The sequence below is a fragment of the Oleiphilus sp. HI0066 genome (assembly GCF_001635725.1).
This window is the reverse complement of the sequence record NZ_LWFH01000695.1, coordinates 1-850: the sequence shown is the minus strand read 5'-3', so window position 1 is coordinate 850 and position 850 is coordinate 1. Positions and strand designations below refer to the sequence as shown.

The window sequence follows — 850 nt, the reverse complement described above, 5'->3', positions numbered from 1 at the left end:
AATGAAGGGATCTTATCTAGGTCTATATACTTGATAACTTCGTTAAGTACCAAATATACGACCAAACAAATCGCAGCCCATAGTTGGCGCTTGTAGAGGAAAAACGTCAGAACAAGCAGTAAAAAAGCATCTATTAAAATAAAGTGTTTTAAAGCGAATATGAGGTTTAGGTTACTACTTTTTTGGTAAAGCTCCATCACAGCTAATGAAGCTGTTAGAAGCGCTATCAACACTGATACACAAATCGATATTTTGATTATTTTTTCAGCAGTAGGAATATCTACCGGCCCGAGTAATAGCGAGTCAAAGAAACCTCGTGGTGCTTTTTCGTCGTTTCCAACTGACCCTTGTGGGTCAACCGATGGTGAATCATCAATGTTTGATGTTTTCTTTTTTTCATGTCTTTGGTCGAAGGCGTCAAACATTTGTAAAAGTGAGTGGGCGGCTCCGACTAAATACATTCCAACGAATAGATAGAACCAAAACGGATCGTCTTCTCTCGTTATCTCTCCGCCTCGTTTCAACCCATGATATCCATCAATATGTGCATCGAGCGCTAGCCATAGAAAAACTATAGCGATTATTGCGTACCAAGACACAGGGAGTCTTTCTCTTTGCTTCCGTTTTTCATTTACGACTAAATTGAATTGCTTGACTTGCGATTGGTGTTCAGGAAGGTCACTTTTTTCAAACTGATCAATCGCTATCAGAAGTTTGGCGTAGTTCTCTGGATACTTTTCCTTGTTAATTGAGCTATGCGCTTGCATAAGCTCCGCGTAAGAGTACTTAGAATAATCCATTAGGGTGTCGAATATAATTAATCAGTTGTTTGAGTATATTAATCTAGTTT

1 protein-coding gene is annotated in these 850 nt (G+C 38.7%); it reads right to left on the bottom strand.

Features of this window, described 5'->3' with window-relative positions:
• On the bottom strand, nt 1-800 hold an 800-nt coding region (locus A3738_RS08730), incomplete at its 3' end, for a hypothetical protein (RefSeq protein ID WP_197473729.1).
• Between the last annotated feature and the right edge of the window lie 50 nt (nt 801-850).